Annotated in this window: 19 protein-coding genes; 12 read left to right on the top strand and 7 right to left on the bottom strand. The window is 66.1% G+C overall.

The window, feature by feature from the left end:
* The first annotated feature begins 77 nt into the window (after window positions 1-77).
* The 9 genes from ATO6_RS10070 (at window position 78) to ATO6_RS10030 (ending at window position 11,101) form a co-directional block, all read left to right on the top strand.
* Window positions 78-392 carry a hypothetical protein gene (locus ATO6_RS10070; RefSeq protein WP_176440879.1) on the top strand — a complete coding sequence of 105 codons (315 nt, stop codon included), beginning with the start codon at window positions 78-80 and terminating at the stop codon, window positions 390-392.
* A 579-nt stretch (window positions 393-971) separates the two neighbouring features.
* Entirely contained in the window at window positions 972-2,735 is a 1,764-nt protein-coding gene (locus ATO6_RS10065) for a retron Ec67 family RNA-directed DNA polymerase/endonuclease (protein WP_088623859.1), read from the top strand.
* 432 nt (window positions 2,736-3,167) lie between these two features.
* Window positions 3,168-4,493 carry a plasmid recombination protein gene (locus ATO6_RS10060; RefSeq protein WP_088623858.1) on the top strand — a complete coding sequence of 442 codons (1,326 nt, stop codon included), beginning with the start codon at window positions 3,168-3,170 and terminating at the stop codon, window positions 4,491-4,493.
* 85 nt (window positions 4,494-4,578) lie between these two features.
* Window positions 4,579-4,878 (top strand): hypothetical protein, encoded by a 300-nt coding sequence (locus tag ATO6_RS10055; protein WP_088623857.1) that lies wholly within the window; start codon window positions 4,579-4,581, stop codon window positions 4,876-4,878.
* Window positions 4,879-5,185: 307 nt separating this feature from the next.
* Complete coding sequence (locus tag ATO6_RS10050; RefSeq protein WP_088623856.1) at window positions 5,186-6,412, top strand: putative DNA modification/repair radical SAM protein; 1,227 nt, start codon at window positions 5,186-5,188, stop codon at window positions 6,410-6,412.
* Window positions 6,412-7,851, top strand: a complete 1,440-nt coding sequence (locus ATO6_RS10045) for a UdgX family uracil-DNA binding protein (protein ID WP_088623855.1) — start codon at window positions 6,412-6,414, stop codon at window positions 7,849-7,851. The genes ATO6_RS10050 and ATO6_RS10045 overlap by 1 nt, the downstream gene beginning before the upstream one ends.
* Before the next feature lie 87 nt (window positions 7,852-7,938).
* Window positions 7,939-9,792 (top strand): ABC-F family ATP-binding cassette domain-containing protein, encoded by a 1,854-nt coding sequence (locus ATO6_RS10040; protein WP_088623854.1) that lies wholly within the window; start codon window positions 7,939-7,941, stop codon window positions 9,790-9,792.
* A gap of 46 nt (window positions 9,793-9,838) precedes the next feature.
* The gene (locus ATO6_RS10035; protein WP_176440878.1) at window positions 9,839-10,462 is read left to right on the top strand and encodes a MarC family protein; all 624 of its coding nucleotides are present in this window, start codon (window positions 9,839-9,841) and stop codon (window positions 10,460-10,462) included.
* Window positions 10,463-10,525: 63 nt separating this feature from the next.
* The gene (locus ATO6_RS10030; RefSeq protein WP_088623852.1) at window positions 10,526-11,101 is read left to right on the top strand and encodes a TIGR02281 family clan AA aspartic protease; all 576 of its coding nucleotides are present in this window, start codon (window positions 10,526-10,528) and stop codon (window positions 11,099-11,101) included.
* 38 nt (window positions 11,102-11,139) lie between these two features.
* Here the strand turns inward: ATO6_RS10030 and lipA are convergent, their stop codons facing one another.
* Together lipA and ATO6_RS10020 are read right to left on the bottom strand one after the other, a co-directional pair.
* The gene (lipA, locus tag ATO6_RS10025) at window positions 11,140-12,093 is read right to left on the bottom strand and encodes a lipoyl synthase (RefSeq protein ID WP_088623851.1); all 954 of its coding nucleotides are present in this window, start codon (window positions 12,091-12,093) and stop codon (window positions 11,140-11,142) included.
* A gap of 151 nt (window positions 12,094-12,244) precedes the next feature.
* Window positions 12,245-13,384 carry a DUF6456 domain-containing protein gene (locus ATO6_RS10020; RefSeq protein ID WP_088623850.1) on the bottom strand — a complete coding sequence of 380 codons (1,140 nt, stop codon included), beginning with the start codon at window positions 13,382-13,384 and terminating at the stop codon, window positions 12,245-12,247.
* A gap of 225 nt (window positions 13,385-13,609) precedes the next feature.
* Here ATO6_RS10020 and ATO6_RS10015 point away from each other — a divergent pair, with 225 nt between their 5' ends.
* Window positions 13,610-13,939: a DUF6477 family protein gene (locus ATO6_RS10015; protein ID WP_088623849.1), complete on the top strand. Its 330-nt coding sequence runs from the start codon at window positions 13,610-13,612 to the stop codon at window positions 13,937-13,939.
* A gap of 16 nt (window positions 13,940-13,955) precedes the next feature.
* Here ATO6_RS10015 and ATO6_RS10010 read toward each other — a convergent pair whose 3' ends face one another.
* From ATO6_RS10010 to ATO6_RS10000, 3 genes are all read right to left on the bottom strand, one after another.
* Window positions 13,956-15,497 (bottom strand): trimethylamine methyltransferase family protein, encoded by a 1,542-nt coding sequence (locus ATO6_RS10010; protein WP_088623848.1) that lies wholly within the window; start codon window positions 15,495-15,497, stop codon window positions 13,956-13,958.
* Between the two features lie 111 nt (window positions 15,498-15,608).
* Window positions 15,609-16,154 (bottom strand): RSP_2648 family PIN domain-containing protein, encoded by a 546-nt coding sequence (locus ATO6_RS10005; protein WP_088623847.1) that lies wholly within the window; start codon window positions 16,152-16,154, stop codon window positions 15,609-15,611.
* Window positions 16,151-17,347 carry an RSP_2647 family RNA methyltransferase gene (locus tag ATO6_RS10000; RefSeq protein WP_088623846.1) on the bottom strand — a complete coding sequence of 399 codons (1,197 nt, stop codon included), beginning with the start codon at window positions 17,345-17,347 and terminating at the stop codon, window positions 16,151-16,153. Before ATO6_RS10000 ends, ATO6_RS10005 begins: the two co-directional genes overlap by 4 nt.
* A 159-nt stretch (window positions 17,348-17,506) precedes the next feature.
* Here ATO6_RS10000 and edd point away from each other — a divergent pair, with 159 nt between their 5' ends.
* Window positions 17,507-19,309: a phosphogluconate dehydratase gene (gene edd / locus ATO6_RS09995; protein ID WP_088623845.1), complete on the top strand. Its 1,803-nt coding sequence runs from the start codon at window positions 17,507-17,509 to the stop codon at window positions 19,307-19,309.
* Window positions 19,310-19,313: 4 nt separating this feature from the next.
* Window positions 19,314-19,955, top strand: a complete 642-nt coding sequence (gene eda / locus ATO6_RS09990; protein ID WP_088623885.1) for a bifunctional 4-hydroxy-2-oxoglutarate aldolase/2-dehydro-3-deoxy-phosphogluconate aldolase — start codon at window positions 19,314-19,316, stop codon at window positions 19,953-19,955.
* A 6-nt stretch (window positions 19,956-19,961) separates the two neighbouring features.
* Here eda and ATO6_RS09985 read toward each other — a convergent pair whose 3' ends face one another.
* Window positions 19,962-20,234, bottom strand: a complete 273-nt coding sequence (locus tag ATO6_RS09985; RefSeq protein WP_088623844.1) for a hypothetical protein — start codon at window positions 20,232-20,234, stop codon at window positions 19,962-19,964.
* Window positions 20,231-23,041: a glutamine-synthetase adenylyltransferase gene (locus ATO6_RS09980; RefSeq protein WP_088623843.1), complete on the bottom strand. Its 2,811-nt coding sequence runs from the start codon at window positions 23,039-23,041 to the stop codon at window positions 20,231-20,233. The genes ATO6_RS09985 and ATO6_RS09980 overlap by 4 nt, the downstream gene beginning before the upstream one ends.
* Between the last annotated feature and the right edge of the window lie 19 nt (window positions 23,042-23,060).

The raw sequence follows: 23,060 nt of genomic DNA, 5'->3' as shown, positions 1-23,060 counted from the left end.
ATCCTCCGTTGCTCAAACCCCTAAATCTGTCCGATGGGTGCTGACGTCAGACAAGCGATGCAAACGAACTACACAAGATGATCATCAACCCATCAGTCGATATTTCGGCTTTCATAGGGCGTATGAGCAGGGCATTTCTGCCCAGCGCAGTCTATCACCTTGAAGAGTACGGGCTACCGCGGATGATCTCAAAGAAGATACACAATGCTGGCCTCATTGATTTCCTTGACCCAGAGATGGACCTTTTGGCGTCGCTCGAACAATTCAAACTCTTGGGACTGGAGGCAGTCCTGGCGATAAGTTCGCTTGGGGCGTTTGACCGATATGTTGTCAAGTTCTTCTTCGATGGAATTACACCCGACGAGTTCATTGAGGGGCAAGGAGCGGCATAGCCGTTCCAAATATATTGACCGTCACGCACGTTGCTTCTGGAGGGCATCATGACCTCAGACTGACCTCTGCTCGCACTGCTCGTGTCTGCACAAGCGTCCACAAGCTGGTGTTTCAAAGACCTTTCGCCACCTCAAAACGGCACACTGTAACCCGTGAAAAGCCTGTGGGATGTGCTCTTACCGTCGTTTCAATTTTGTGAGACTTTATGAAGGGCACCGGGGTTCACCCAGATAGCGCCTGACTGCTCCAGGCTTCGGCGACTGCCATGCGGATGTTGCGGCCTTGGTATGAGATACAAGGCTACTGTGACAACCGACACGGAGGGTCTGAAGCCGAATTTGGTGCATGTCCATGGACGTATCCAATTCGAGAAAAAAACGAAAAGGTTGCATTCGTCCCGCCACTGTAAGAGACTTTGATTCGAGCTCGTGGGCAGATTTTACCGTTGTGCTTTCGCGACGGATGAATCCATCGTCAGGTGGATATGCCCTATCGGGTTTCCTTCAGCATATCTTACGTGACCCTTCGGTTGCCTAAGAGTGCCCACGGGCTCACCGAATAGATACTTGGCAGGTCGTATGAGCTCACTATCCAGGTTAAAGTCATGCAAGAATCTAACCGATCTTGCCCACCTCATCGGGTATCAACCTAAGAAACTATCGTACATCCTCTACAAAATTCCGGACGATTCGAAATATACGGAGTTCGAGGTTCCGAAGGCCACAAAGGGTGTTCGGAAAATATCTGCCCCAATCCCAGAACTCAAGCTTGCTCAAAGGCGGATGGCGCGGGTTCTGCAAGATTGCTTGGCGGAAATTGAGAAAGGGCAGGCCAGCGGCGAGAACTGTATCTTGTCCCACGGCTTCAAGCGTCACTTATCCATTTCTACCAACGGCGCCCAGCATATCGATAGGAAGTGGGTCCTGAACTTCGACCTGAAGGACTTCTTTCCCTCTATCAACTTCGGCAGAGTTCGCGGCTTCTTTATGAAGAACAAACACTTCTTGCTCGAAGAGAAAGTGGCCACAATAGTTTCTCAATTGGCCTGCCACAACGGATCATTACCCCAAGGGGCGCCGACATCTCCCGTTATATCCAACCTCATAGCAAACCACCTTGACATCAGACTTTCAAGAATTGCGACAAAGAGCAGGTGTTCTTATTCTAGATACGCTGATGACATAACAATTTCGACAAACAAAAGCGAATTCCCGAGGGGTATTGCGGCGGACCGCGATGACGCAGAGTCAGCCGGAGATTGGAAACTATCCAAGAAGATCCGCACTGAAGTTAAGAGGTCTGGGTTTGCGATAAATCCTGACAAAACTCGCATGCAATATCGAAGGTCTCGACAAGATGTGACTGGTCTCGTCGTGAACAAGAAGATTAACGTCAAGCGTGAACTCTATAAGCAGGTACGAGCTCAAATTCACAACTTTATTAAAAGCGACACCTGCTCGAAGAAAGTTAGGATTGGAGGGTTGGAAAGCGAGGTTGAGGTTTCTGAAGCTGCCCTCCAAGGCCTTCTAAGTCATATCTTCTGGGTAAAGGGCGCTGAGTTTGAGTATAGGAGACTCAATAAATCCACAGGGCCAAGAGAACCGAGCTTCTACAAGGAATATCGGCGCTTCCTAGACTACAAGACATTTGTGGCCTCTCCGCAGCCTGTGATTCTTTGCGAGGGCGTAACAGACAACATTTACCTGCAATGCGCTATCAAACGCAGCAAAACTGCCCGTCCCAAGCTTCAAGATAGCGGGTCTTCAAGTGGCCTAGCAGTTAAGTTGTTCCATTACCCACGGATTGGAAGCAAGTTGAGGGTTCCGAGCTCAGTTCAGCACCTCAATGGTGGCACTGGCGACTTAAAGGAACTAGTCCACAAATACAAGAGTCGCACGGATGGTTTGGGAGGAAGGGGATTTATCTCTCCAGTTATCCTATTGGTTGACAATGATCAGGGGTCACAAGATGGTCTTTGGGGGGCGATCAAGACAACATCGGGTTCAAAGAAAAATGTTGATGGAAAAGACAGGTTCTATCACGTCACCCGAAATCTCTATGTTATCCCGACCCCGAAACTTGCTGGCGGAAAAGACAGCATGATCGAGGATTTTCTTCCTAAGTCTGTGGTATCTCAGGTTCTCGGCGGAAAAACCTTCAACCCTAACGAGAAGACTTTTGACAAGAAAAAGAACTATGGAAAAAGAATCTTGGCTGAGAAGGTGTCGAAAGATCAAGCGACGATAGATTTTGACACATTCTCTCCGATTCTCGACATATTGGAGGAAGTCTTGGACCATTTTTCGGCGACCCCCAAAACGCTGGGTAGAGTGGTGTATTAGCTTCTTTTCAATCGAGGTCTTTGGTTTAGATCAGGCATACGTTGCCGAAACTTCGGTACATGAAAGTCCACGCAGCGCCACTATTATGGCCCTGCATTCTTCATCTCCCTATCGCTTTCCACGAAGAGCAATCTGATCATGTGTAACCTTCAATTGGAACCAGGCCCGGATGCCTACCTCTGCCTCATCGCGTTTCCGCATTTGGATCGAGATCCCGCACCAACGCGCGATGCACTGGCTTGTACTTGGGCAAGTCGAACGGGATGACTTCGGTGATATCGCCGAGGCTCCCCCATGGTCCACTTATCCCAGCCCTATCGATCCCCTTCCACGTTGAACACTACGACGACGTGAAGCCCCACCTGCCCACGGTTTTCCGAGCGTCCCCACATCGACCGATCTCCTGCTCATCGAGCAGCAGGAGATCGGCCGATGGCCTCCGCACAACAGCAAAACGAGAAGTACCGCGTGGTGCTTCGCATGCGCGGCATGTTTCCCAACGATCTTGCCGGGTACGAAGCCCACCGCCTGCGCAAGGGCGGCGACATGAGCCACGTCGACAAGGGCAGAAGTCACCTCAACAAGACCTTCATCGGCAAGGATACCTGGGCGGCCGAGGCGCTGGAAAGGATCCAGGAGATCCGCCTGCAGAACTTCCTCGACGAGGTTACTGCGCTGCGAAAACGAAAACGCAAGAAAGATGCCGAGCGGCGCCTTGCTGAAGGCCCGAAGGACCCGTGGCGAGCTACGCGCCACGGGCCCCTTCGGGAGATCATCTTGACGGCCAATCGCGCCTACTTCGAGGACGAGGTGGCCGAATTCTTTGGCGAAAGCCGCGAGGCCGAATTCCAAGCTTGTGCCGAGAACTGGCTACGCAAGGAGTTCAAGGGCGACATCATCCACGCGCGCGTCGATCGCGACGAGACGGCGTTCCACGTTCACGCCGTTCTGCTGCCGATCGAGCGGGTCGAGATGACCCGCACCAACAAGAATACCGGCGAGACAAAGGTGATCGCTGTGCGCCACATGCTGCAGCCGTCGAAGCACGATCTGATCAAGGACTACGAGCAGGCGCAGGACAGCGCCGGGGCCGCGTTCAGCGTCGTGAACCTGCAGCGCGGTGAGCGTCGCGCCGCCGCGATCCGGCAGGCGCGGGCTGCGGGCCAGCCGCTGCCGAAGCGACGCTACCACGCCCGCACGTCAGAATGGCGTGCCGAGCAGGAACTGAAACTGGAAGCCCGGAAGGTGGAACTGAACGAACGCGAAGAGGTGCTCGATCAGCGCGATGGCCGCCTGGATAAACGGGATGCCGCTCTGACCGTGCGCGAAGCCGAAATCGACTCCATCGATGCCGCGATCGAAGGGGTCGAAAGTGGGGCCTTCACCTGCGACGACAGCGGCGATGTTCCCCGCCTGAAAGCCACGCTCTCCGAGGAGAAGCTCGCGCTCGAAACGGCACGGCTGATGCAGCGTCTGATGGCATCCCCGAAAGGCAGGACGCGCGCCACAGCGCTTATCGGCCGTCTCTTCGGGGGCCTGAAGCGTCGTGCCCGTGAGGATGCGGAGCAGGCCCTGCGCCGTGACATCGCCGAGATCGGCAAGGCGCGAGACCTGTTGCAAGGGTTCGTATCACGTTTGTCCGGGGAGTTCGCGACCTCCGGAAAGGCCACGCTGAAGGGCCTCACGCGCAGCCTCACGGCCCTTCGACGGCATGAGCCTTCTGACCATGGCGAAGAGTATCCGCCCGACCGCGACTGATTTCTTTCCGTCCGGAAGCGATCGTTTCCATTTCCTCCCCGTGACCTCAACGACGCTCACCCCATCGCTCACAAAGGAGTACCCCATGAGCAAGAAGACCGACCGCCTGATCGAGGCCCTCAAGGCCTCGGCCCGTCAGGATGGCGAGAAGGACGCTGAGACCCGCGCGAAGATCCGCGCGGCGATGGTCAAGGCGCTGGAGCAGCTGCTGGACCAGATGCCGGAGCAGCGCGCCGCAGAACTGTTCGCCGACCTGGAGCACATCGCTCCGGAGAGCGCGGCGAAGCTCATTCGCCGCCACGATCTCCGCCCTGAAGCGACCGACGGCATCCTCGCAGACCGGCTCAAGACCAAGCCGCTTCCGGAGGCACTTACGGCCCAGTGATACTGGCCCTCAAGCCTCGAACTCACTCAATCGATCACCCGGCGCCTCGTGGGAGGCGCCGGGCAAAGCTGTTCGCTGCTGCGCAGTCGTCAGAAAATCGGGGTTTCGAACCGCGGCAACAACGCTTCAGCAGCCTTGTGTTGCGAGGTTCTTCGAAGGTACATCCGATGTTGCAGTGCACGAGCCACGAGAAGAGCAAATAACGGCAAAGCAGCGCCCCCTGCCCGCCCGCCACCCCGTGCCACCGCCGGACCGGCGCACCCGACACGATCTTGAAGCCCGGCAATAAAGAACATATCATGAACACATGCCCGCACTCAGCCTCACCCGCAAACTCGAAATCCTCTCCGACGCTGCCAAGTACGATGCCTCCTGCGCGTCGTCCGGCGGCGAGCGGCGCAATTCGCGCGATGGCAAGGGCCTGGGATCGTCCGGCGGGTCGGGCATCTGCCATGCCTACGCGCCGGACGGGCGCTGCATCAGCCTGCTCAAGATCCTGATGACCAACTTCTGCATCTACGACTGCGCCTATTGCGTGAACCGCGCCTCCAGCCACGTGGAACGGGCGCGGTTCTCCGCGGACGAGGTGGTGAAGCTGACGATCGAGTTCTACCGCCGCAACTATATCGAGGGGCTGTTCCTGTCCTCGGGCATCATCCGGTCGCCCGACGACACCATGGCCGACATGGTGCGCATCGCCCGCACCCTGCGCGAGCGCGAGAATTTCCGCGGCTACATCCACCTCAAGACCATCCCCGACGCCGCGCCGGAACTGATCGAGGCGGCGGGAAAATGGGCCGACCGGCTGTCGATCAACGTCGAACTGCCGACCGAAACCGCGCTGGCCAAGCTGGCGCCCGAGAAGGACGCGCAGGGCATCCGCCGGTCCATGGGCGAGGTGCGCCTGCGCCGCGAGGCCTCGCGCGAGACGACCTATCGCGGCAGGCGCAAGGCGCGGTTCGCCCCGGCGGGCCAGTCGACGCAGGTGATCGTCGGCGCCGACAGCTCCGACGACAAGGCGATTCTGACCCAGTCATCGAACCTTTACGCCAGCTACGCGCTGTCGCGGGTTTATTACTCGGCCTTCTCGCCGATCCCGGATTCCTCGCGCAGCCTGCCGCTGATCCGCCCGCCGCTGCTGCGCGAACACCGGCTTTACCAGGCCGACTGGCTGCTGCGCTTCTACGGCTTCGATGTGGGCGAGGTCGCGTCGAAGGGCATGCTCGATCTCGATGTCGACCCCAAGCTGGCATGGGCGCTGGACAACCGCGGCGCCTTCCCGGTCGACGTCAACCGCGCGCCGAGGGAGATGCTGCTGCGCGTCCCCGGCTTCGGCACCAAGACCGTCGGCCGCCTGCTGGCCGCCCGCCGCCACCGGACCGTGCGCTACGAGGATCTGACGGCCATGGGCGCGGTGATGAAGCACGCGGCCCCCTTCATCACCGCCGCCGGATGGTCACCGCGCGGCCTGACGGATGCGGCGGCACTGCGGGCCCGTTTCGCCCCGCCCCCCGAACAGCTGAGCCTCTTCTGATGCACGAGGTCATCCTGCCGGTGGTGGGAAGCGCCGCCGCATGGCGGGACGAGGCGCGCGCCCTCGCCCGCGCGGGCATCCGGGCCGAGGATGTTGTCTGGCGGGTCGGGCAATCCGCCAGCCACCTGTTCGCGGGCGCGGCCCCCGTGCCCGGCCCCGGCCGCGAGATCCGGCTGCCGCGCAGCGCGCTGGCCACCATCGACACCGCGCTGCACCATTCGGATCCCGAACGCTTCGCCCGCGCCTATGCGGCGGTGCTGCGCCTGTCCGACGGCCGGGCCAGATGGGGCGACCGGTCCGATCCGATGATACGCCGCATCCTGACCGACGCCAAGGCCGTCGGGCGCGACATCCACAAGATGCATGCTTTCGTCCGGTTCCGCGAACTGCCCTCGGACGGGCCGCGCCGGGCCTTCGGCGCGTGGTTCGAACCCGACCACCCGATCGTCGAGGCCGCTAGCCCCTTCTTTGCCGGGCGCTTCGGCGACATGGACTGGGTGATCGCCACGCCCACGCTGACCGCGCGGTTCGACGCTGGCCGCCTGTCGTTCTCGGCCACCCCGCCCGACCAGCGCCCGCCCGAGGACGCGACCGAGGACCTCTGGCGCGCCTATTACGCGTCGATCTTCAATCCCGCACGGCTGATGGTCTCGGCGATGCAGTCCGAGATGCCGCGCAAATACTGGAAGAACCTGCCCGAGGCCGCCCTGATCCCCGACCTGATCCGCGAGGCCCCCCGACGCGCGGCGCAGATGCAGGCCGCCATGCCCACCGAACCGCCCGCCCGCCGCGCCATGGTCGCCCGCGCGATGGCGCAGCGCGAGGCGGTGGAGCCCCCGCCCGGCACGCTCGATGCGCTCCGGGCGCAGGCGGCGGGCTGCACCCGCTGCGCCCTGCATGGCCCGGCGACCCGGACGGTCTTTGGCGAAGGCCCTGCGGATGCCGCGCTGATGATCGTGGGCGAACAGCCCGGCGATCAGGAAGACCTTGCCGGCCGCCCCTTCGTCGGACCGGCGGGCGAGGTCTTCGACACCGAGGCCGCGGCGGCGGGGATCGACCGGGCAAAGGTCTACGTCACGAATGCCGTCAAGCACTTCAAGTTCACCCCGCGTGGCAAGCGGCGGCTGCACCAGCGCCCGGATGCGGGCGAGGTCTCGCATTGCCGGTGGTGGCTGGATCAGGAACGCCAGCTGCTGCGCCCCCGGCTGATCGTCGCCATGGGCGCGACGGCGCTGGCCGCGCTGACCGGGTCCGGCACCGGGCTGATGAAGCGGCGCGGCGGGATCGAGGCCGCGGCGGACGGCACCCCGGTGCTGGTGACGGTGCACCCCTCCTACATCCTGCGACTGCCCGATGCCGCCGCCCGCACCGCCGCGCGCGAGGCGCTGCGGGCCGACCTGTCGGCGGCGCGAAGATGGCTCGAAACGCAAGCCGTCTGAGCCCGGATCGGGAAACCGACGGGGATCCGCCCGGACCCGGTTCACAGCCTATGGCGCCGCGCCCCGGCCTCTGCTAACCCGCGCCTCATGCTCCGCATCGAAGACATATCCTATTCCATCGCCGGCCGCCCGCTGATCGAACACGCATCGGCGACGATCCCCGATGGCCACAAGGTCGGCATCGTCGGCCGCAACGGCACCGGCAAGACCACGCTGTTCCGCCTGATCCGGGGCGAGCTGACGCTGGACACCGGCGCCATCGGTCTGCCACCCCGCGCCCGCATCGGCGGCGTCGCGCAGGAGGTGCCGGGCAACGAGGTCAGCCTGATCGACACCGTGCTGGCCGCCGACACCGAACGCGCCGACCTGCTGGCCGAGGCGGAAACGGCGACCGATCCGACCCGCATCGCCGAGGTGCAGACTCGGCTGGCCGATATCGACGCATGGTCCGCCGAGGGCCGCGCCAGCACGATCCTCAAGGGTCTGGGCTTTACCGACGCCGAACAGCGCATGCCCTGCTCGGCCTTCTCGGGCGGCTGGCGGATGCGCGTGGCGCTGGCGGCGGTGCTGTTCTCGGCCCCCGACCTGCTGCTGCTCGACGAACCGACCAACTACCTCGACCTCGAAGGGGCGCTGTGGCTGGAAAGCTACCTCGCGAAATACCCCCACACCGTGCTGATCATCAGCCACGACCGGGGCCTGCTGAACCGGGCGGTGAACCACATCCTGCATCTGGAGGGTCGCAAGCTGACCCTCTACGCGGGCGGCTACGACGATTTCGCCCGCCAGCGCGCCGCGCAACGCGCCCTGCAGGCCGCCGCCGCAAAGAAGCAGGACGCCCGCCGCGCGCATCTGCAGAGCTTCGTCGACCGCTTCAAGGCCAAGGCCAGCAAGGCCAAGCAGGCGCAGTCCCGCGTCAAGATGCTGGAAAAGATGGAACGGATCACCGCGCCCGAGGATGCGGCGCGGACCGTCTTCACCTTCCCCGAACCCGAGGAAATGTCGCCGCCGATCATCGCGGTCGAGGGCGCATCGACCGGCTACGGCGACACCGTGATCCTGCGCGGCATGACGCTCCGGATCGACCAGGACGACCGGATTGCGCTCCTTGGCCGCAACGGCGAGGGCAAGTCGACGCTGTCCAAGATGCTGTCCGACCGCCTGCCCCTGATCGACGGCAAGATGGTGCGCTCGCCCAAGCTGCGGATCGGCTTCTTCGCCCAGCACCAGGTGGACGAGCTGCACGTGGACGAAAGCCCGCTCCAGCACCTGATGCGCGTCCGCCCGACCGAACAGCAGTCCAAACTGCGCGCCCGGCTGGCCGGATTCGGCCTCGGCGCCGAACAGGCCGAAACCGAGGTCGGACGCCTGTCCGGCGGCCAGAAGGCACGGCTGTCGCTGCTGCTGGCCACGATCGACGCGCCGCACATGCTGATCCTCGACGAACCGACCAACCACCTCGACATCGAAAGCCGCGAGGCACTGGTCGAGGCGCTGACCGCCTATACCGGCGCGGTGATCCTCGTCAGCCACGACATGCACCTGCTGAGCCTCGTGGCCGACCGGCTGTGGCTGGTCAAGGACGGCCGCGTGTCGGCCTATGATGGCGATCTGGAAAGCTATCGCGACTTCCTTCTTGCCGGCAACACCGGCCCGCAGAAGCCTGAAAAGCCCAAGGAAAAGCCGAAACGCCCCTCGCGCGACCAGATGCTGGCCCTGCGTGCCGAAGCCCGCAAATGCGAGGAGCGCGTGGCCAAGCTGAACGACATGGCGGACAAGCTGTCGGCCAAGCTGGCCAACCCCGCGCTCTACGAAGACGGCAAGACCGGCGAGCTCGAGGTCTGGAACCGCAAGTACGCCGAACTGCGCGAGGCCATGGAAAAGGCCGAGACGCTGTGGATGGCGGCGCTGGAGAAACTGGAAAGGGCCGAGGCGGCCTGATCGCCTCGCCCTTCCCCTCGCGCCCGCGACGTGGTTCAACCGGATCATGACCACCGCCTATTTCATCACCGCCTTCGTCACGCTCTTCGTGATCGTCGACCCGGTCGGGCTGACTCCGCTCTTTGCCGCGCTGACGCAGGGGATGAGCGCCGCGCGCCGCCGGGCCATCGCGATCCGCGCCTGCGTGATCGCCTTCGGGATCCTCGCGCTCTTCTCGCTCTTCGGCGAGGCGGTGCTGGGGTTTGTCGGCATCTCCATGCCCGCCTTCCGCATCGCGGGCGGGGTCCTGTTGTTCCTGACCGCGCTCGACATGCTGTTCGAACGCCGCACCAAGCGGCGCGAGGATCAGGCCGAGGAAGAGGACGAACGCCCCGATCCGTCGGTCTTCCCGCTCGCCATTCCGCTGATCGCGGGACCGGGCGCCATCGCCACGGTGATCCTGCTGGCCGGACAGAACCCCGGCGTGCCGGGACTCGTCACCGCGCTCGGCGTGGCGCTGTCGGTGATCGTGGTGGTCTTCGCCTTTTTCCTGACCGCGGGGCTGCTGGAACGGCTGCTCGGGCGGACCGGGATCAACGTCGTGACCCGCCTGCTCGGGATGCTTCTGGCGGCGCTTTCGGTGCAGTTCGTGCTGGACGGGCTGCGCGCCTACGGCTTCGGACCGGCCTGACCCCTCGCCCTGCGGACCGGGTGACCCTATATTCATCTGGAACCTGTCAGAGCGGACCCCGGAATGTCAGACCTGCAAATCGGCAACCTCGTCTATCTCGTGCTGCTCGTCGCGGCGATCGGCGGCTATACGATCGTGCGCTACCGGGGACGGATCGGCACCATGCTGCAGCATGCGACGCTCTGGGGGCTGATCTTTCTGGGCGTGGTCGCGGCCATCGGCATGTGGGGCGACATCCGCCACACCATCGCGCCGATGCAGCGGATCGAGGGCGGGACGGTCGCCGTGCCGCGCGAACGGGACGGGCATTACTACGTGACAGTGGCGATCAACGGGACGCCGGTGCGGATGATCGTGGACACCGGGGCGACCGACATGGTCCTGTCGCACGAGGACGCGGCGGCGGCGGGCATCGACCTCGCCGGGCTGCAGTATTACAACCGGGCGCAGACGGCGAACGGGGCCGTGCGGATCGCGCCGGTCCGGCTGGACGAGGTTGAGCTTGGGCCGATAACAGACCGGAATTTCAGGGCTTTCGTCAGCGAGGGCGACATGCCTGCATCGCTGCTCGGCATGTCGTATCTGCAGAACTTCACCTCGGTCGAGATCCGCAACGACGCGCTGGTCCTGACCCGCTAGGGCATCGCGTCAGGCGGGGCGAACCCCGCCCTGAGGCTTCAGGCGCCGAGCCCGAGCTTGCGCATCCGGTTTTCCCGCAGCCGGGCAAAGTCGTCACCCGCGTGATAGGACGACCGCGTCAGCGGCGTGGCCGAGACCATCAGGAAGCCCTTGCCATAGGCCGCCTTCTCATAGGCCTTGAACTCGTCCGGATGCACGAAGCTGGCAACCGCGTGGTGCTTGGGCGTCGGCTGCAGGTACTGGCCGATGGTCAGGAAATCGACATCCGCCGCGCGCATGTCGTCCATCACCTGCCGCACCGCCTGCGCATCCTCGCCCAGACCGACCATGATGCCCGACTTGGTGAACATCGACGGGTCCAGTTCCTTGACCCGCTGCAACAGCCGCAGCGAATGGAAATACCGCGCGCCGGGACGGACTTCGGGGTAGAGGCCCGGCACCGTCTCGAGGTTGTGGTTGAACACGTCGGGCCGCGCTTCGACAACGGTTTCAAGGGCTTCCGGCCCGCACCTGATGAAGTCGGGGGTCAGGATCTCGATCGTGGTATCGGGCGAGCGGTGCCGCACGGCGCGGATCGTCTGGGCGAAGTGCTCGGCCCCGCCGTCCTCCAGATCGTCGCGGTCGACCGAGGTGATGACGACGTGGTTCAGACCCAGCTTCTCGACCGCATGCGCCACGCGCCCCGGCTCGAACGCGTCGAGCGCGTCGGGGCGGCCGGTGGCGATGTTGCAGAAGGTGCAGCCGCGGGTGCAGATGTCGCCCATGATCATCATGGTGGCGTGACCCTGGCTCCAGCATTCGCCGGCGTTCGGACAGCCCGCCTCTTCGCAGACCGTGACCAGACGGTTCTCACGCATGATCTTGTGGGTTTCGAAATACCCCTTGGACGTGGGCGCCTTGACGCGGATCCAGTCGGGCTTCTTGGGCTGGACGTTGTCCGGGCGATGCGCCTTTTCGGGGTGACGCTGCTGCGGGATTTTCAGATCGCGCATATGCCATGCCTTTCGCGTTTTGCACGGAATAACATAGTCATGACCGGGCGTCACCGCCATTCCACCGGACCCCGCCATTCGCCGGACGCATGACGGGGCTGCGCCGGAATGCGGCGAAGCCCGAAAATTCGTGTCGAATTTTTACGGCAGGTCAGCCGATCATCCCGCCTGCATCGCCCAGCCGGTCGTAATGCAGCCGCAGGCGCTGGAGCGCGATGCGCAGGACGATCTTGCCCGACCGCGCCGACCACCCCATCCGCCGCTCCGCCGTTTCCAGCCCCTGCTGGTAGCAGCAGCACCTGAGCGCCATGTCCCCGAGCCCCGGCCCGAGATCGGCCAGCGCCGCCTGAACCCGCGCGAGCGCCCGTCCCGATCCCGATCCGCCCGCGCCATCGCCGATGCCCCCGGCGGTGCCCGCCGTCAGGAACCGGTCCCAGTCCTGCGTGACCCGCGTCCCGATCTGCGCCAGTTCGAAATCCTCGGCCAGCCGCACCGCCGCGCGGACCAGACTGTCGTCGAGGAATGGTCGCCCGTCCCCGTCCCGCCGCCGCGCCAGCATCGCGACTGGCGTTTCCGTCGTGCCATAGCGGATACGGCGCCTGACCTCGGCCTCTTCCTCCGCCTCTCCGCCCGTGCGGTCCGCCGTATCGAAGACCGTGGCCGCCTCGGCCATCCCGCGGCGCACCGCCTCGCCTCCGTCGCGCAGCACCAGAAGGCGGTTCAGTTCAGCCCGGCCCTCGGCGGTGATCGTGTAACGCGACACCCGTCCGGGCGCGTCGCAGGCGATCCAGCCCTTCAGCGCCAGAGCCTCGGCCGTCGCCCGCTCCACCACCGCCAGCCGTTCGGTCGTGCCGGACGCGGTGTCGCGCACCGCCACGGCCTTTTCCATCTCGGCCGCCACCGCCAGCACCGCGCCGGGTTCGCACAGCCGCCGCAGGATGCGGCGCGCCTCGCGGCGCAGGGTCGCGGCGTCGGGAAAGGCCCCCAGTCCCAAAGGTTCTTGCGTCGTCATCTCGTTGCATTCCTCTTCCAGCCCGCCTTCGGCCTGCCGCCTGACGAAGCGGCCCAGCCTCCGCAGGGCCTCGTCCACCAGCACGTCGTCGCGCGCGTTCTCGATCCGGCGGATCTGACGCATCACGGTCGAGGCGTGGCAGCCAGCGGCCCGCGCAAGGGCGCGGATCGACTGGCCCTGCTCGGTATGGGCGAGGTAGCGGCGGGCCGCGTCCGGCACCCAGGACGGCAAGGTCCGGGCGTTCAATCCGGTCACGGCCGCATGCGGCGTGACTAACATTTCAAATTGTCCCAAGGCCGTGGACCGGCCTTTCTTCCCCAGTTTTATCCACAGGTTAACGGATCATAAGTTTCCCATGGGTTAACAATATCCGTTGATGGCAATGATTGTTTCCATTGAATAAACTATCGTGATCGCACCGCTCGCCGCGAAGGCGCTCCACGCAACACCCGTCAAACTTGTGCAAGCATCGCCCCCTGTCGCCTGAAGACGAGGAAGTTTCCGATGCAAGATGCCCTGACACGCCTGTCCGACCTGCGCCGCCCGCGCCTGTTGATGACCGCCGCGCGGATCGGCGCCGATGGCTACCGGCGCGAGTCGGTGCTGCCGCGCTACTTCGGGCTGGCCACCCTGCCCCGCAGCGCCGCCGCGATGATGGCCCTGCTGGAGATCGAGGCGGAGCTCGACCACCGCCGCCGCTCAGGTGACGCGGGCTATTCGGTGATCCGCCACGTCGACGTGATGAGCGCGATCCTGGGCGAGGCCCGGATCCTGCGCAGCGCACAGACAACGGAGCGGCCCGCCGGCGAGGTGCTCACCGGCGGGCCTGCCTGACTGCGATGTCGTGGCCTCAGACGAAGGCGTCGGGCATCTCGGACTTGCGGCGCGCAACATAGGCCGCCAGCGCCTCGGCGATCGCCGGGTCCAGTTCGGGCTGCTGATACTGCGCCAGCAGCTTTTCGACCCGTTCCGCCGCCAGCGACCGGGTGTCGCGCGCGCCCTCTTCGTCCCAGGTCTCGAACGGCTTGTAGTCCAGCAGTTCGGTGCGCCAGAACGCGGTCTTGAAGTTCGCCTGCGTGTGCGCGCAACCCAGGTAATGCCCGCCCGGTCCCACTTCGCGCATCGCGTCCATCGCCTGCGCATTCTCGTCATGCGACACGCCCTCGGCCATCTTGTGCAGCGCACCCAGCTGGTCGGCGTCCATCACGAACTTCTCGAAGGACGACACCAGCCCGCCTTCCAGCCAGCCGCAGGCGTGGAGCATGAAGTTCACGCCCCCCATCAGTGCCGCGTTCAGCGTGTTCGCCGTCTCGTAGGCCGCCTGCGCGTCCGGCAGTTTCGACCCGCACAGCCCGCCGCCCGAGCGGAACGGCAGGTTCAGCCGCCGCGCCAGCTGGCCCGCGCCGTAAAGGATCTGCGAGGCCTCCGGCGTGCCGAAGGTCGGCGCGCCCGAGTTCATGTCGATCGAGGTCACGAAGGCCCCGAAGATCACCGGCGCGCCGGGGCGCACCAGCTGCGAATAGGCGACGCCCGCCAGCACCTCGGCCAGCACCTGCGTCAGCGTGCCCGCGACCGACACCGGCGCCATCGCGCCGCCGACGATGAAGGGCGACAGGATCACGGCCTGCATGTTTGCGGCATAGACCTCGAGCGAGCCCATCATCGTGTCGTCGAAGGTCAGCGGAGAGTTCACGTTGATGAGCGAGGTCATCACCGCGTTTTCCGACACGAACTCCTCACCGAAGAGGATCTTGCACATGTCGACCGAATCCTGCGCGCGGCTCGGTTCGGTCACGGATCCCATGAAGGGTTTGTCCGATAGCGTCATATGCGCCATCAGCATGTCGAGGTGACGCTTGTTCACCGGGATGTCGGTCGGTTCGCACACGGTGCCGCCCGAGTGGTGCAGCCACTTGGACATGTAGCCCAGCTTCACGAACTTCTCGAAGTCGGCCATCGTCGCGTAGCGGCGGACATTGCCCTCACGCACGAAGGGCGGGCCGTAGACGGGGGCGAGGACGAGGTTCTTGCCGCCGATCTCGACCGAACGCTCGGGGTTGCGGGCGTATTGGGTGAATTTCGACGGCGCGGTCGCGCACAGCTTGCGCGCCAGCCCGCGCGGGATGCGGACCCGCTCGCCCTCGATATCGGCCCCGGCCTCGCGCCAGCGGTCCAGCGCGCCGGGGTTGTTGACGAAGTTCACGCCGATCTCTTCCAGAACCGTCTCGGCATTCGCCTCGATGATCTGGAGCGCCTCTTCGTTCAGCAGCTCGAAATTGGGGATGTTGCGTTCGATGAACCGCGCGGTGTCGAACTTGACGCTGGTCCGTTCCGCCCTGCGGGCCGCGCCGCCGCCGCCCCGCGCCCGACGCTTTGCTGCTGCTTCGCTCATGCCGAATCCCCTTGGCTCCGGGGCGCACCATGCCGCCCGTTGGCGCCCTAATTATCGCCCGAGCGACCGGCAGCGGCGATCATTTGCGTCCTCTGCCGGGGAAAAGCGACATCAGCGTCGCTCCAATGCCTTTCCGAGCCGTGGCAGGCGCGCCTTCTTCATCAGGCTGCGCATCGTCCAGTCCTCGCCGGACAGCCGTTTCGCCTCGGCCAGCACGGCATCCGCGACCGCGCCGACGGCTTCAGGCGACGCCTCGTACAACCCAAGCAGGAAGTTGTCGGGATCGGCGCGCGACAGCCCCTCTTCTGCCAGAACCTGCGCGGGGAAATCGCCCCTGTTCATCGTCACGATGACATCCGCATGCCCCTGCACCGCCGCCGCCAGCACATGCACGTCGTCAGGGTCCGGCAACCACAGCCGCCGCGCCTGCGCCTCGTCCACGCGCACCTCGGCGCGCGGCCATCCGGCGCGGGTCAGCGCGATCTCGCTGCGGGCCTGCATCTCGACCACCGGCCCGGCCTTGCCCGCCGCCCGCGCCCATTCCTCGAGGATCCGCGCGGACCAGAGCGGCTGATAGAGCCCTGCCCGCGCGACCCCGAGCAGCATTTCCCGCATCACCGTCGGGTAGAGCACGCAGGCGTCGAGCGCGGCCTTCACAGGCGGTAGAACAGGGCCTTGAGATACCCCGTCTCGGCCAGATGCGGATGCATCGGATGGTCCGGCCCGGCGAACCCGGTGTGGATCAGCTGCCCCCGCCGACCTGCCCGGCCGATACCGCGGGTCGAGGCCTGACGGAAGCTCGCCAGATCGGCGGCATGGGAACAGGAACACAGGCCCAGGTAACCGCCCTCGCCCACCAGTCCCGCCGCCAGCCGCGCGACCCGTTCATAGGCCCGCAACCCCGCGTCCAACGCCTGTTTCGTCGGCGCGAAGGCGGGCGGGTCACAGATCACGACGTCGAAGCTCTCGCCCGCCTCGGCGAGCGCCGTCATAACCTCGAAGGCATCGCCGCGCCGGGTCGCGAAGCGGTCGGCCAGCCCGCTCTGCCGCGCGCCCTCCTCCGCCAGATCGAGCGCGGGCTGCGAGCCGTCCACGGCCAGCGCCGACCCGGCGCCGCCCGCGAGGCAGGCCAGCCCGAAACCGCCGACATGAGAAAACACGTCCAGCACCCGCGCGCCTCTCGCGAATCGCTGCGCGAAGGCGTGGTTCGGGCGCTGGTCGTAGAACAGCCCCGTCTTCTGCCCGCCCGTCAGGTCGGCCATGTAGGTCGCCCCGTTCATCGGCACCGCCACCGCCGCCTCGGGCGCGGCGCCGACCAGAACGGCATCCACATCGTCCAGCCCCTCCAGCGACCGGGCCCGGCCCGAGGCGCTTTTCAGCACGGTCGACACCCCGGTCACCTGCACCAGCGCATCCGTCAGCGGACCGATCAGCGCGTCGGCCCATGCGGCGTTCGGCTGGACCACGCAGGCATCGCCGAAACGGTCGATCACCACCCCCGGCATCCCGTCGCCCTCGGCATGGATCAGCCGGTAGAATGGCGCGTCGAACAGCCGTTCCCGCATCGCCAGCGCCTTGCCGATCCGCTCCACGAACCACTCGGTGTCGATCCCCGTCGCCTCGGCCCGGTCCAGCACCCGGCAGGCGATCCGCGAGTCGGGATTGAACCCGACCAGCGCCAGCGGCTGACGCTCGGCATCCTCCAGCAGCGCAATGCTGCCGGGGGCCAGCGCCTTGGTGCGGCGGTCGAGCACGAGTTCGTTGTCGAAGACCCATGGTGCGCCGTGCCGGATGGCGCGGGCGTTGGCCTTGGGTTTCAGGCGGACGGTGGGGAGGGGCGATGCGGTCATGCCACCTCCTACCCCGTTGCGCGATGCTCGGAAAGAGGGCGCATCGCACAGTCTTTCACCCTTCGACGGCGCCGGATTTCACATGGATCAATTCATCCTGGACCGCGTTGTTACCGCAATCATCCCTTGTTAATGTGGCGAAAGGCAGAGGAGGCCCGCATGACGCTCCACCCAACCATCGCCGCGGTAACCGACCGGATCCGCGAACGCTCCGCCCCCGGCCGCGAGGCATATCTCGCCCGCATCCGCGCGGCGGGCGACAAGGGACCGGCACGCGCCCATATTTCCTGCGGCAGTCAGGCTCATGCCTATGCCGCCGCCGGGCCGGACAAGGACGCGCTGGCCGCCGGTCGGGCGCCGAACATCGGCATCGTGACGGCCTATAACGACATGCTGTCCGCGCATCAGCCGTTCGAGCGTTTCCCCACCCTGATCCGCGACACCGCGCGGGACGCGGGCGCGACGGCGCAGGTCGCGGGCGGCGTGCCCGCCATGTGCGACGGCGTCACGCAGGGTGAGCCGGGGATGGAGCTGTCGCTGTTCTCGCGCGACGTGATCGCCATGGCCGCCGGGATCGCGCTGTCGCACAACTGCTATGACGCGGCGCTCTTCCTCGGGGTCTGCGACAAGATCGTGCCGGGCCTCGTGATGGCCGCCGCAACATTCGGCCACGTCCCCGCGATCTTCGTGCCCGCCGGGCCGATGCCCTCGGGCCTGCCGAATTCGGAAAAATCCAAGGTCCGCCAGCAGTTCGCCGCGGGCGAGGTCGGCCGCGACAAGCTGATGGAGGCGGAAATGGCCTCCTACCACTCGCCCGGCACCTGCACCTTCTACGGCACCGCGAATTCCAACCAGATGCTGATGGAATTCATGGGCCTGCACCTGCCGGGGTCGAGCTTCGTCAACCCGAACACCCCCCTGCGCGACGCGCTGACCGTCGCCGGCACCCGCCGCGCGCTCGAGATCACGGGCCTTGGCAACGACTACCGTCCGGCGGGCGAGATCCTGGACGAACGCGCCTTCGTGAACGGCATCGTCGGGCTGATGGCGACGGGCGGGTCGACGAACCTCGTCCTGCACATGCCCGCCATGGCGCGGGCGGCGGGGATCGCGCTGGACCCGGCGGATTTCGCCGAGATCTCCTCGGTCACGCCGCTGATGGCCAAGGTCTATCCGAACGGTCTGGCCGACGTGAACCATTTCCACGCGGCGGGCGGCCTCGGCTACATGATCGGCGAACTGCTGGGCGCGGGCCTGCTGCACGAGGACGTGCGCACCATCGCGGGCGACGGGCTGGAGCTCTACACGCAGGAGCCGTTCCTCGACGGCGGCAAGGTCACGTGGCGCCCCGGTTCGGGCAAATCGGAGAACGACAAGATCCTGCGCCCCGCCGCCGACCCGTTCCAGAAGACCGGCGGGCTGAAGCGGCTTGAGGGCAACCTTGGCGAAGGGATCATGAAGGTGTCGGCGGTGAACCCCGATTACCACGTGATCGAGGCGCCGGTGCGCATCTTCCACGATCAGGAGGCGGTCAAGACGGCCTTCCGCGCGGGCGAGCTGAACCAGGACACTGTCGTCGTCGTCCGGTTCCAGGGCCCCAAGGCCAACGGGATGCCGGAGCTGCACAACCTGATGCCGACGCTGTCGGTGCTGCTGGACCGGGGCCACAAGGTGGCGATGGTCACCGATGGCCGCCTGTCGGGCGCGTCGGGCAAGGTCCCCTCGGTCCTGCACGTCTCGCCCGAGGCGTCGGACGGCGGGCCGCTGGCGCTGCTCAGGGACGGCGACGTGGTGCGGGTGGACGCCGTTGCGGGCACGCTGGAATGCCTGACCGACCTGTCGGGCCGCAAGGCCGCGACGCCCGACCTGTCGGCCAACAGCCACGGCATCGGCCGCGAACTGTTCGAACTGTTCCGCCAGAACGCGGGCCCCGCCACCACGGGGGCCGCGAATGTCGTCTGACCGCCTGACCCCGGCCGAGGCCAGCGCCCGCACGCTGGAACTCTGCCGCATCGCCCCGGTGATCCCGGTCATCACGGTGCACGACGCCGCCCACGCCCGCCCGCTGGCCGAGGCGCTGATCGACGGCGGCCTGCCGGTGCTGGAAGTCACCCTGCGCACGCCCGCCGCGCTCGAGGCGATTTCGATCATGGCCGAGGTCGCGGGCGGCTACGTCGGCGCGGGCACACTGCTGACCCCGGACGACGTGATGCGGGCCAAGGCGGCGGGTGCGACCTTTGGCGTCTCGCCCGGTTCGACCGACCGCCTGCTCGACGCGGTCGCGGCCGAGGGCCTGCCGACCCTGCCCGGCGCGGCCACCGCGACCGAGGCGATGCGGCTGCTGGACCGTGGCTATACCACGCAGAAGTTCTTTCCCGCCGAAGCCGCAGGCGGCGCATCCGCGCTGAAAGCCATCGGCGCACCGATCCCGCAGATCACCTTCTGCCCGACCGGCGGCATCGGGCCGGGCAACGTGCGCGACTACCTGACGCTGGCGAATGTCGCCTGTGTCGGTGGGTCATGGGTCTGCCCCAACGACCTGATCGCGGCCGGGGACTGGGCGGCGATCGTCAACATCGCCCGGACCGCCAGCGTTCTGGTGCGCTGAGCGGCGTTACTGCAGCCGCCCGCGCCGTCCGCCCCGCCGCCCGGTGTTGGCCATCGACGTCCGGCCCGCGCGCAGCAGGCCCGACATCGGATGATCCGGCACGGCATCGGCATGCCGCGCGATCAGCGTATCGAGGCAGCCGGGCGTGTCCGCACCCTCGGCCAGGCTCAGCGCCCAGTCCATGAAGATCGACCGGCACTCCGGTTCGCTGATCCCCTCGATGTTGTAGGATTCGCGGATCAGCCCCTTGGGATCCGCCGCATCGCCGCGTGTCGTCATGCCTCGTCCTCTTTGGCATAGGGCGCGAGCGCGGCGTCGATCGCCTCCGCCGCCCGCGCCGTCGTGCTGAAGTACTTTTCCTCGAGCGCGGAGATATCGTCCACCCCCGTTTCCCTGAGCAGCATCGCCCGCCCGCCCGCGCCGATGGCGTCGGGATCGAGCGGCCGGTCGCTGAGCAGCTTGGCCACCTGCCCCAACTGCCAGCACAGCTCGTACGCGGCGACCATGTCGTCGCGCCCCTCCGCCGTCAGCCAGCCGTCGCGCACCGCCCCGTCCAGGCCCGTCACCATCGGCCCCGACGGCACGCCCCCGATGATCGCCCCGGCCTGCGCCATCAGCTCGATCTCCTGGTTGCGGCCGGGGCCGGTCTTGACCTCCCACGCGTCGGGGCTGCGCCCCGCCTTGGCGATCCGCGCCCGCATCTCGGCCACGGCGCTCAGGACCTCGTCCCGGTCACGCCCGCGCGCCTGCAGATCGTCGCGGAACGCCGTCACATCCTGTCCGAGCGCGACGCCCTCCGCACCCGCCTCGGCGACGATCCGCGCGCGGGTGAGCGCAAGGTGTTCCCACACCCAGGCCTGTTCAGACTGGTAGCTGTGGAAGGCGGGCCATGACGTAGCGACGGGCCCCTGATTGCCCGAGGGCCTCAGCCGCATGTCGACCTCGTAGAGCCGCCCCTCGGCCATCGGCGCGGTCAGCGCGGTGACAAGGGCCTGCGTGAGCCGCGCATAGTAAGTCCTTGCAGGCAAAGGGCGACGTCCGTCCGATTGCTCCACGTCGCCCGCGTCGTAGATGACGATCAGGTCGAGGTCGGACCGCGCGTTCAGCCGCCCCGCGCCGAGCGAACCCATCCCCAGCACCACCGCCCCGCGCCCCGGCAAATCGCCGTGCTTGCGGGCGAATTCCGTCGCCACTACGGGCAGGACGCCGCGCAGCACCGCCTCGGCCAGTTCCGCGTATTCCACGCCAGCGGCGCGGGCGTCGATCAGGCCGCGCAGGTGATGCACGCCGATGCGGAAATGCCAGTCCTTCTGCCAGCGCCGGGCGGCGTCGAGCTTCTTTTCGTAGTCCTGCTCATGCGCCAGAACGCCCTGCAGGTCTTCGGTCAGCACCCCCAGCCCCGGCCATTCCGCAAAGAAGCCCCCGCCGATCACCGCGTCGAAGACGCTCGCGTTGCGCGACAGGTAAAGCGCCAGTTCAGGCGCGGTGCCCACGATGTCGACTAGCAGGTCGATCAGATGCGGGTTAGCCTCGAACAGCGAAAACAGCTGCACACCGGCGGGCAGGCCCGACAGGAACCCGTCGAAGGCCGACAGCGCCTCCTCGGGCCGGGCCGAGGCGGCGAGGCGGGACAGGATCTCGGGCTTCAGCCGCTCGAAGATGCCCTGCGCCCGCGAGGACCGGAGCGCCGGGTAGCCCCGCCAGCGGTCGAGGATCTTGCTGTCGAACTCCACCTCCGGCGCCGCGTCGCGCTTTTTCGACAGCCCGCGCGCCTCGAAGAAGCCGTCCGTATCCGCGCAGACCTCCTCCAGCCGCGTCCGGATCTCGGCCTTCAGCTCGCCCTCGTCGCGGTCCATGAAGGCCGCCAAGCGCGCAAAGCCCGCGTCGTTCTGCGGTAGGGCGTGGGTCTGGGCGTCGTTGACCATCTGCACCCGGTGCTCCACTTCTCGGTGCGCACGGTAGGCGGACGTGAGCTTTTCCGCCAAATCCTTTGGAATCCAATCCTTTTCCGCCAGCAACGCCAGTGCCGGAACGGTCCCGCGCACCCGCAGGTCGGGATCGCGGCCACCGGCCACGATCTGGTGGAACTGGGCGAAGAACTCGATCGCGCGGATGCCGCCCGCGCCCTGCTTCATGTCAAAGCCGGGCAGATCAACACCGCCATGCAAGCCCTTGTGATCGCGTATTTTCAGCCGCATGTCATGCGCGTCCTGAATGGCCGCGAAATCCAGATGCCGCCGCCAGACGAAGGGCCGCATCTCGCCCAGGAACCGCTCGCCCGCCGCAAGGTCCCCGGCGCAGGGCCGCGCCTTGATCCACGCCGCGCGTTCCCACGTGCGGCCAAGGCTCTCGTAATAGCGCTCCGCCGCCTCCATCCCCATGCAGACCGGCGTGACGGACGGATCGGGTCGCAGCCGCAGGTCGGTGCGAAAGACATAGCCTTCGGCCGTGATGTCCGACAGCATCGCCGCCCATTTCCGCGTGGCCCGGATGTAGGCGGGCCGCGCCTCCATGAAGGCGTCGGGGTCGAAACGCCCGTCGTCGAAAAGCACGATCAGGTCGATGTCCGACGAGTAGTTCAGCTCGCCCGCGCCCATCTTGCCCATGGCGAAGGCCACCATGCCCGCCCCGGTCGCGACGTCGTCCTCGGTCATCCCCGGCAGCTTGCCGCGCTTCACCTCGGCCCCGAGCGCCGCCTTCATCGCCAGATCGGTCGCCCGGTCGGCAAATTCGGTCAGCCGTTCCGTCGCGCCCTCCAGCGCCCAGACCCCGGCCAGATCGGCCAGCCCCGTCAACAGCGCCACCCGCCGCTTGGCCTGCCTCAGCGCGCTGGCCAGCTTGTCGGGCGTCACCTCGCCCAGCCCCGCGATCACGGCGTCAAATGCACCTTCGGGATCGTCCAGCGCCCCCGGCAGCCAGTCCCGTTCCTTGGCGATCAGCCCGCCGAGGTAGGGGCTGCACCCGCCCGTCCCCCGGATCAGGTCCGCGACCGGCGACTCGAGCCCCGGCACGGCCTCCACGGCTTCCGCCCCACGGTCGGGATCGAAGGGGCGGGGACAGCGGGTCATGCGAGAGGCGAAGGTCATGGCCGGCACATTGCGTATC

This window comes from Oceanicola sp. 22II-s10i (assembly GCF_002210105.1).
Lineage (GTDB): Bacteria > Pseudomonadota > Alphaproteobacteria > Rhodobacterales > Rhodobacteraceae > Pseudooceanicola.
The sequence above is the reverse complement of the archived record's forward strand: the minus strand, read 5'-3'. Positions and strand labels throughout refer to the sequence as shown.

Bases quoted from the DNA above. Each gene is read 5' to 3' on its own strand.
- ATO6_RS10070 (WP_176440879.1), top strand. From the start codon at position 78: ATGATCATCAACCCATCAGTCGATATTTCGGCTTTCATAGGGCGTATG.
- ATO6_RS10065 (WP_088623859.1), top strand. From the start codon at position 972: ATGAGCTCACTATCCAGGTTAAAGTCATGCAAGAATCTAACCGATCTT.
- ATO6_RS10060 (WP_088623858.1), top strand. From the start codon at position 3,168: ATGGCCTCCGCACAACAGCAAAACGAGAAGTACCGCGTGGTGCTTCGC.
- ATO6_RS10055 (WP_088623857.1), top strand. From the start codon at position 4,579: ATGAGCAAGAAGACCGACCGCCTGATCGAGGCCCTCAAGGCCTCGGCC.
- ATO6_RS10050 (WP_088623856.1), top strand. From the start codon at position 5,186: ATGCCCGCACTCAGCCTCACCCGCAAACTCGAAATCCTCTCCGACGCT.
- ATO6_RS10045 (WP_088623855.1), top strand. From the start codon at position 6,412: ATGCACGAGGTCATCCTGCCGGTGGTGGGAAGCGCCGCCGCATGGCGG.
- ATO6_RS10040 (WP_088623854.1), top strand. From the start codon at position 7,939: ATGCTCCGCATCGAAGACATATCCTATTCCATCGCCGGCCGCCCGCTG.
- ATO6_RS10035 (WP_176440878.1), top strand. From the start codon at position 9,839: ATGACCACCGCCTATTTCATCACCGCCTTCGTCACGCTCTTCGTGATC.
- ATO6_RS10030 (WP_088623852.1), top strand. From the start codon at position 10,526: ATGTCAGACCTGCAAATCGGCAACCTCGTCTATCTCGTGCTGCTCGTC.
- lipA (WP_088623851.1), bottom strand. From the start codon at position 12,093: ATGCGCGATCTGAAAATCCCGCAGCAGCGTCACCCCGAAAAGGCGCAT.
- ATO6_RS10020 (WP_088623850.1), bottom strand. From the start codon at position 13,384: ATGTTAGTCACGCCGCATGCGGCCGTGACCGGATTGAACGCCCGGACC.
- ATO6_RS10015 (WP_088623849.1), top strand. From the start codon at position 13,610: ATGCAAGATGCCCTGACACGCCTGTCCGACCTGCGCCGCCCGCGCCTG.
- ATO6_RS10010 (WP_088623848.1), bottom strand. From the start codon at position 15,497: ATGAGCGAAGCAGCAGCAAAGCGTCGGGCGCGGGGCGGCGGCGGCGCG.
- ATO6_RS10000 (WP_088623846.1), bottom strand. From the start codon at position 17,347: ATGACCGCATCGCCCCTCCCCACCGTCCGCCTGAAACCCAAGGCCAAC.
- edd (WP_088623845.1), top strand. From the start codon at position 17,507: ATGACGCTCCACCCAACCATCGCCGCGGTAACCGACCGGATCCGCGAA.
- ATO6_RS09985 (WP_088623844.1), bottom strand. From the start codon at position 20,234: ATGACGACACGCGGCGATGCGGCGGATCCCAAGGGGCTGATCCGCGAA.
- ATO6_RS09980 (WP_088623843.1), bottom strand. From the start codon at position 23,041: ATGACCTTCGCCTCTCGCATGACCCGCTGTCCCCGCCCCTTCGATCCC.